The 8,459-nt window shown below is 52.8% G+C and carries 6 protein-coding genes; 3 read left to right on the top strand and 3 right to left on the bottom strand.

The features are described from left to right. The coding region (locus OSO_RS51400; protein ID WP_010586395.1) for a hypothetical protein at positions 1 to 321 on the bottom strand (321 nt) is incomplete at its 3' end. A gap of 308 nt (positions 322 to 629) precedes the next feature. On the opposite strand from OSO_RS51400, the gene OSO_RS0128530 reads away from it, so the two are divergent. Further along, entirely contained in the window at positions 630 to 1,385 is a 756-nt protein-coding gene (locus OSO_RS0128530) for a DNA-methyltransferase (RefSeq protein ID WP_010586394.1), read from the top strand. Between the two features lie 124 nt (positions 1,386 to 1,509). Here OSO_RS0128530 and OSO_RS0128525 read toward each other — a convergent pair whose 3' ends face one another. Together OSO_RS0128525 and OSO_RS0128515 are read right to left on the bottom strand one after the other, a co-directional pair. Continuing rightward, entirely contained in the window at positions 1,510 to 2,499 is a 990-nt protein-coding gene (locus OSO_RS0128525; RefSeq protein WP_010586393.1) for a hypothetical protein, read from the bottom strand. 633 nt (positions 2,500 to 3,132) lie between these two features. Continuing rightward, entirely contained in the window at positions 3,133 to 4,212 is a 1,080-nt protein-coding gene (locus tag OSO_RS0128515; RefSeq protein WP_010586392.1) for a hypothetical protein, read from the bottom strand. Between the two features lie 1,130 nt (positions 4,213 to 5,342). Between OSO_RS0128515 and OSO_RS45515 the strand changes: the two genes are divergently transcribed. Together OSO_RS45515 and OSO_RS0128495 are read left to right on the top strand one after the other, a co-directional pair. After that, positions 5,343 to 6,572 carry a porin gene (locus OSO_RS45515; RefSeq protein WP_157605502.1) on the top strand — a complete coding sequence of 410 codons (1,230 nt, stop codon included), beginning with the start codon at positions 5,343 to 5,345 and terminating at the stop codon, positions 6,570 to 6,572. A 333-nt stretch (positions 6,573 to 6,905) separates the two neighbouring features. Then, on the top strand, positions 6,906 to 8,312 hold the full coding sequence (locus OSO_RS0128495; RefSeq protein ID WP_010586389.1) for a carbohydrate porin: 1,407 nt from the start codon (positions 6,906 to 6,908) through the stop codon (positions 8,310 to 8,312). The last annotated feature ends 147 nt before the right edge of the window (positions 8,313 to 8,459 follow it).

Genomic DNA, 8,459 nt, shown 5'->3' with positions numbered 1-8,459 from the left:
CGTGATGACGTCGCCGATACGAATCGGATGAATGGCCCAATGTTCGACGCGATCAATCACTACGAGCGAGCCTGCGCAATCAATCTCGATCACGTCCTCCTCCTCTTTAACGTCGTTGATCCGAGGGCCGACGTGAGTCACTAGTCCGCACTGAACCTGTATGCGAAATTCGCCGCGGTCGAAGCAGGCCCACCACTGCGGGCTGCACACAGGGCCGAAACGGGCCAGATAGGATTTGCCTGCCTCACTCTCTAGGTCTCGGTTCACACGCGCAATGAAATCAGAATGGCAGTCGTCGGTGCGGATGTCGAAAACAATCACTCCAGAACCACTCCCTAAGAAACGATCAGCGCTGGGACACACCAAAATGCGCAGCGTATCCATCCGCTGGCAGATAATAAATGAAACGACCGGTCGCGGGCTGGAACCTGCGACCGGTCTAACACGTCGACCTATGAGCAGGCCGACATGCACGTCCCACCAAGGGCCGCGTTATGTCATGCGCAAACATAGGTCGACGTTTCTTTTTCGCTCGTGGTCCACCGCTTCGACGTGGCCAATTCATCAGCCATTGTCACACCCATGTGGGTTGTGACGGTTGTTACGACCACTCACGTTGAAGGAACAACATGAAGCCGTACTACGAACGAGCAGGCATCTCTATCTACCACGGTGATTGCCACGAAGTATTCCCGGTACTTCCGCCCAAATCATTCTCCGTCATGCTGACCGATCCACCTTATTGCTCAGGCGGTGCATCATCGTCAGCGAAAACGGCTGATCCGGTCGACAAGTATTGCCACAACGGGAACGCACTGGGACGGCCGACATTCTCAGGCGATGCAAAAGATCAACGTTCATTCGTGACCTGGTCCGTATTCTGGATGTCAGCTTGCCGCCGCTTATTGAAAGATGGTGGCTATGGCTTGGTGTTCACCGATTGGCGACAGTTGCCGTCTTTGACAGATGCGTTTCAGGCTGCCGATTTCACATGGCGCGGTTTGATCGCATGGGACAAAGGCGGCGGATCTCGATCACCGCACAAAGGCTATGCGCGTCACCAATGTGAGTACCTGGTTTGGGGTAAAAACGGCAAATGCCGACCTCGGCAAGATGCTGGTCCATTTCCAGGCTGCCACCATGAACCCGTTCGGCACGCGGACAAGTTCCACATCGTCGGCAAACCCACAGAATTGATGGTGAAACTTGTCGATTTCTGCCCGCAAGGTGAATCACTCATCGACTGTTTTGCGGGCAGTGGAACGACACTCGTCGCCGCCGCCAAGACAGGTCGATTTGGTGCTGGAATTGAACGCGAAGAGGCGAATTGCGAGATCGCGGCCGAACGATTGGACGAACTCTTCGATGTGAGCTGTCGTCAATAATTCTGATGGAACAACGCCGCTGGCATCAGGCCGCGGCGTTATCGACGTGCAACTCGTCGTCTATGGAGTGGTGCGGACGGGCCGAATCGAGATTGGTAGCCCGTTCTGTTCATCGAGAGCTGCATCATTTACGGCTAGCCCGCTCGATCGCTCTTAGATCTTTTGGGTACAGATACACTTGCAAGATTTCTGCGATAGTAAGTGGATGACCATGGTCCGCACAGAACCTTTCGTATGACGCATACGGCGTCCGTTTCCAGGTATCCTTGCCGATCGTCGATTTTTCTTCGTCGAAACTCCAGACTAACTTGCCGCTGTACTCACCACTCCCTTCGACTGCGTTGAAAAAGCACGTTACTACCGGCTCTCGTTCTGATGCAACTTCCGTATCGCGGAAAGACGCTTCATGTGGCCACTGGTGTTCGAAAAAATCAGTAAGTGTCGCTGCGTCGCGAAGGATCTCAAAGTAAACAGGGTTCTTCGTCACAATATCTACAAACTTTCTGATTTCACTGCAGAGGTTTGGCATCAACATCTGAATGTTCGGCACGATGACAACGGTAGTTTGTTGATGCTGTTTGAATTTGTTCGCGAGTCCTTTCGCGCGATTCGCCGAGTAGAATTCGCCAACAAATGTGTCATCAACAATCAAATACCCCTCTAAACCAGTGTAGCGGTTGGCCTCATTCAGTGATTCGATGCAATAATTGGGATGGTGCACAAGCCAGCCAAATTCTTTTGGATGTTTGAAGAAATTCGTCCACTTTCGAAGGCGAATGAAGGTTTGAAAATTTCGACATTTGTAGCTCTCAGGAAGGGAGATCATTTCAAAAACATCGGACATTTGTTCCCAGATCGCATTGATGGGGTGACAGGCTAGAGAAATCCATTGTTCGTAAGCGATCAGACTCTGTTCTGATGCGATTTCAAGAAGCTCTCCGAGTAGTTGTGTATGACTTAGGAAGTTGCATCCGAGGCAGTTGTGGTCTTCGCCTGAATCTCCTGACAAAGCAAATGTAATTTCACACGTGATCGATTTGCTTGTGATCTCCTCGCGAAAAATTTCTGAGGCGGCTTTGAAAAGAGACATGGTTTGCAGCGCATCAGTCGTCACTCGTCCCTCCACTTTCTCAGAGCCCTAGACATCGATTGACATCAAACACAGATACCAAAATAGCGAACAGTGTTCTATTCGGGTGATCGATAGTTCTTCCGCTCGCCCCCAGAACTGAAAAGCCTGGCGACGTCGTTACCTACCGCGCGGCCCTGCCTCGATTTCTGCCGAATTCAGCAGCAATACACAGGTTGAGCGAACCTGCCCCTTTCTTCATCCCGGGTGCCTATCTTCCAAGGCTCACACCCATCCGGGCCAAAAGCACAGAAATCTTAAAATCCTGTGTCCCGATAGGGACGTGCGGGTTCGAGCCCCGCCTCGGCTAATGACTTATGGTGAATGGTCGAATTGTCAATAAAGAGGCTGTTCCACCTCAAACGCCTTTAACGGTTCTGAGTATCGATGGTACCAACACGTTGTCGACAGGATTCTTTTGTCGCTTCGGCCTGTTGACGTAGCCTTGGGCTGTCGCACGCATTTGATGCTGCATCAGAGCCTGTATGTCTTTGTTTCCGCGGGACTGTCTCGTTTCGCGCCTGACCCTGATAGCGGAATCGATCTTTAATCCGTTTCGTCCGCCAGGACAGGTTCCATCGTGGGATTCTGTCCGCGAGGGTGTAATGCAACCGGCTGTTAGAACTGGAACGAGACGGCCATGAACGGTCCGTACATTTTCGCGTTGAAATCGAAGGCGGTTCCACCGACGCCACCAGACTTGTTGATATTCAGCTCGCGGTAGCCAGCAATCAACGATGAACACGAGGTCATTTTCCAATCGACTCCTGCGATGAGATTCCATGCAAGTGTCGACGAACTGCCGATTCCGAAGCCTCCAATGTCGGCACGGCCGAACACGTCGAGGGAATTCGTGACCGGAATCACGGTCCGTCCTCCGAGGACCATGTCGACCCAAGAAGCGGAGAGGTTAAGAGGGACCGTTGGGAGAAGCGGATCGAAGGGGCGAACGGTCAAGATGTTTGAAAACTCGTAGAATCGGCCACCTGCCAGAAGATCGACTGACAGTGACTTTCCTTCGACCAGGTAGTCAGACAGATTGACCAAGCGGTACATTCCCAAGGCTTCGATCATTGTTTGTTGAAGGGTGACGTCGACTTGGGCGGGTACCGTCGTGACTGAAGTTCCGGCCCGAATCAGGTTCGCATCGAGGATGAATCCCCAGTCCCCTCTCCCGACTTCGCTGTGCAGCATCAAGGCTCCATCCACGCTACCGAGATGCGAGAGAACTTCGCCAGGCGTAATATCAATATCCACCGTCCGTCCGCCTACTCCAACCTGTCCGTTCATCCCCGCAATCCATCCGTATGGAGCAAGCAAGACCCAGGTTCCGCGAGTCGCCGAGGGGCCAGCAAGTGCATTTCCTTCCGCCTGTTGGAAGCCCGGGTCTTGCATCCTATAAATTGGCTTCGTCGGTGTTTGACTCTCTAACGACGACGATGGGATCTCGGGTGGTGTTGGTTGAGAGACTAGCCTTAACAGTGTTGGCTTGCCTTTGTTCGATGCGGCGTGTGAATCGATGTCTGTGAAGACTGCCTTCATATCGATAGGCGTATTCTCGGATGCGTATGACGCGGAGACGCTTTCTTGGTCGATTTGCCCGCCTCGAGCGATCCCCAGCAACATTGCGAAGGCGAGGGCGACATTCATCGATTGATGTCGAAGTTGCGGACCTGCGATGAAATCGGAGAAAGCCATGTTTAGCATCCTTGCAAAAAATGGATTGTGCGGGCGATCGAAAGAAACTTTGGCGCCCAGCATGCTTGAGAATTTGTATGCAAGCTCGATCGGATCATCGGATGCTCGCGAGAACGCTCGTACAGGATTTATCCACGGCACTGATGATAACGGTCCGAAATATCTTGTCCTCTAACGATTGTTCTACATGCAACGAATGTGCGCCATGTGGGATTGCGCAAGCTCTAGCGGGAGTGACACCGCGAAAATGAAGTCTGATCACCAATGTGGAAATGCGTACCGATACATTCGGAGTTTTCGTTAATGCCTGACGCGAATCTCAGACGATGAAAATTTAAGCCTCACGTTGGTGATCATTTGATCTTGGTCTCGTTCGCAATTCAGTTCTTTACGAACGTAACCATTCACAGCCCGAAGAGAGGGTGGCAGGCACATTTCCCCGGTTCAATTGGAATCCACAGTGGATCGACAAGGGTAAGCCTTCGCTTTGCCGGGGGAAAATGAGCCAGTCCCCGGCGCGTAAACGGTTACCTTACGAGCGACATCGCTCCCAATAAGAATTTCAGAATCCGCTCGGGACTTCACTTCATACACGAATCCAAGAGTATTTGCAGTCTGCTGAAGTAAAGGGAACGGGCACCTTGGCATTCACGATGTCATGGCGTTTGTGAATCGGGGCGGAGCCAGTCCCCGTTACTTCAACCGGCTGTTAGGGGCTTAGAGCGATGACTCTCTGGGTGCATCGACGCCAGAGAACTGGCTCAATTTTATCCGCGGTGGCATTTCTCTTTCTTTTAAACGCGTCTCCCTGCCGGGCGGAATTGCCGACTTCCTTTGAGTTTGATGCGCCTTTTGAGACGGACTCAATCTCAGTAGAGCAGCGGATCATTCAGCTCGAGCAAAGTCAACAAGCGCTGCGTGAAGAGAATCAGCGACTTTCGTCCCAGATTCAACGCCTATCATTTCAAGGCGATCCGGTGCGAACGCCCTTTGATGCGGATGGTGCACCGATTCCTCCATCTTCGACGAGCGACTCTTTGTTCGGTGCAGTCCCGACGAACGATCCCACAGACCGAAATTCCTCATCACGATTTGGATCACCCCGTTTCGACACGGCGGATGAATTTCCGTTGGATCGAAGCTCTGTCCGCTCCAGTGCTGGCGGCGATCCTGCGAATTACTTTGCCAGCTATGATCGCGGTTTTGTGGTACGTCCCAAAGATGTCGAGCAGTCTCCGTTTGAATTGAAGATCAATGGGCAGAATCAGATACGGTATACCGGTTTCTCACGGGAAGAACCGGATTGGACCGATAGCGCGGGGACTGTGACGCCGTTGAGCAATATGAGTAGCTTTCAGATTCCGCGAGGGCGATTGATCTTCTCGGGATTCACGTTTCGTAAAGAACTCTTATACAACCTCAATATTGACTACAACACCGTTGGTAGTAATCAGATCAATTTTCGGGCGTATTGGCTTGCCTGGCGGTTCAATCGGACGATTACCATTTATGCCGGGCAGAGCAAAGTTCCTGGGGGGCGTGAATGGCTTCTCTCATTCGTCGATACGCAGGGTGTCGATCGATCGATGGCAACCACCTTCTTTCGTCCTAGCCTAAGCCAGGGAATCTGGGCCACAGGCGAACCAGCCGATCGTGTATTTTACCATGTCATGATGTCCAACGGGTTCAATACCCTTGGTTCGACCCCGCAGCAACTCAGTTCGCTGATGGCCTTTTCGGGGTCCATCTGGTGCGAACCTTTCGGTGATTTCGGACGGGGCTATTCCGATTTTGAATGGCATGCAGAACCCGCGATTCGGGTTGGAACGAGCCTGACGTATGCTCCCGAGGAGGGACCGCAGGGAGGTTCGACGGTCCCGGAAAACTCGCCGATTCGACTTTCTGACGGCACACTGATTACGCAAACCGGTGCATTGGCACCTGGCACCACGTTGAATGCGTTCAAAATTGGTCTCGCCAGTTTCGATTTTGCGTACAAGTACCGAGGGTTCAGTCTGAGCGGAGAATTCTATTCGCAGAATCTGTTTGCTCTGCGAGCCACAAGTTCGATTCCTCAATCGTCCATCTATCAATTCGGCGGCTTCGCCCAGGCCGGATATTTTGTCATTCCGCAAAAGCTGGAACCCTACGTCCGCACCTCGCACGTCACAGGCCCGTTTGGAACAGGTGCGGAATATGCGGGCGGCTTCAACTGGTTCTTCCTTCCTGAGAAGCAAAATCTGCGTTTCACACTCGATGCTGCCTGGCTAGACCATTCACCGGCTGATCAGAACCGCACGAATTATCAGGCGGGACAGACCGGCATTCTCGTACGGTCGCAGATTCAGATCTTCTTCTAACCGGTTGAATTGTTGCGATTGTAACGTGCTTGCAACGATTTCCGTTGCGCTTTTGACCATCTGGCAAACATTGAATTGCAACGCGTGAAACTGGATTTCCGTTCACGCCGATGGAACTGTCTGTCGTCGAGCACATCTTCTCTCTCGATGTGCGATTCCCACGGTAACCGTTTACAGCTCGAAGAGAGGGGGACAGGCACATTTCCCAGGTGCAATTGGAATCCACAGTGCATCGACTGGCGTAATCCTTCGCTTTACTGCGGGAAAATGAGCCAGTCCGCGACCTGTGAACGGTGAACTTCCCACGGAACGGATTCGGAGCGAATGACAAGCATGTTTCATTTACACATTCGAAGTTGCCAGCTCCTTCTATGCTTGTTCGTCTGCTCCCGGCAATTGTTTGCGCAGGCGGAATTGATTGATGCGGCGTCTGATCTTGTTGATGCGCCCACATCGATCGTTGCGACAGAGCAGAGTTGCAGGCCGTCGGTCTTTTGTGATGACGATTGCGATATTTGGGCGCGTCCGACTCTGACAGGCGACTGGTGCGGCCAGCGCACAAACCTGCAGAAATCCGGCATCACGTTTACTGGGCAGTCAACGCAATTCGCGTTCGGGGTCGACGGCGGCATCCGTACTTCTCCGGTTCCGCTTTTAGGAACTGGAGACACGTTCAAGTACACGGGGCGCGGCACATACAATGCGATCGTGGACTTAGAGAAGTTCGGTGGGCTGCCCCATGGCAAGTTGCTGGTAACAGCAGAGCATTGGTATGGACAGTTCTCCAACGTCTCACTGAATACTGGGGCGTTTGCTCCGGCTGTGTTTGGTGCGTTCCTTCCAACGGCGCCGAACGATCCCGGCGATCTGTTCCTGACCAATTTCGTGATCACCCAGCCACTGTCAGAAAAGTTGGTGGTCTTCGCCGGAAAAAAAGTGCTGCCAGGCGCCGCCGATGTGGATGAGTTCGCGGGTGGGAATGGCACGCAGCAGTTCATGAATCAAGCGTTTTGTGCCAATCCCGCATTTCTGCTCGGTCTGCCCTACACCTCATTCACTGCGGGTGCGGCGATGCCGAGAGAGTGGGGAGTAATGACTGCCTACGTCTATGATCCCCAGGATCGAACCAGGGATTTCTTCAACAACCTGGGCGACCTGTTCTCGAAGGGCGTGATTGTCGGAGGTGAAGTGAAGCTGAAAACAAACTTTTTTGACAAGAAGGGCGATCAGCATGTGGGGGCGATTTGGAAACATGTCGCACTGACGAATCTGAACTTTGCCGAGCCTCCCCCAGGCGTCTACCCCGAGCCAACGGTCCCCGGTTTTCCGACGCTCAATGACTCGTATACACTCTACTACGGCTTTGATCAATACCTGGTGCAATACACGGACAAACCGGGACGCGGCTACGGTGTCTTTGGGCGAGCCTCCATCAGTGATGGAAATCCGACCCCTGTCCAATACTTCCTGAGCGCCGGTGTTGGAGGTTACAGCCCCGTTGGAAGGCAACGTGGCGATCAGTTTGGTGTCGGCTGGTACTTTGTCGGCGCGAGTAACCAATTTGGCCCGCTGCCTCAGGCGATTTTTGGCCCACGGGACGGAGCTGGCGTCGAAGCGTACTACAAGTTTCAAGTCAATCCTTGGATGGATATCAGTCCAGACATTCAGTACATCAATCCAGGGACCTCGATCGCGACCGATTCCGTTGTTTACGGAGTGCGAGTCAACATGCAGCTCTAACGATCAGCGTGTCGTCCGGCAGAATGGGCAAGCAGGCCCTGTACGATCGATGCGAATGAAAGAAGACCTGATCCATAGAGCGAAATCATCACTTGCCCTGTCCCGGGAGCAAGGTCGTACCAACGGATGATTTTGGATCGAAGCCGT

This window comes from Schlesneria paludicola DSM 18645 (genome assembly GCF_000255655.1).
Taxonomy (GTDB): Bacteria; Planctomycetota; Planctomycetia; order Planctomycetales; family Planctomycetaceae; genus Schlesneria; species Schlesneria paludicola.
This window is presented reverse-complemented; position numbering and strand designations above follow the sequence as displayed.

What these genes read in the sequence shown, in the direction of transcription:
- OSO_RS0128515 (WP_010586392.1), bottom strand. Translation starts at nt 4,212, where the DNA reads ATGGCTTTCTCCGATTTCATCGCAGGTCCGCAACTTCGACATCAATCG.
- OSO_RS0128495 (WP_010586389.1), top strand. Translation starts at nt 6,906, where the DNA reads ATGTTTCATTTACACATTCGAAGTTGCCAGCTCCTTCTATGCTTGTTC.
- OSO_RS0128530 (WP_010586394.1), top strand. Translation starts at nt 630, where the DNA reads ATGAAGCCGTACTACGAACGAGCAGGCATCTCTATCTACCACGGTGAT.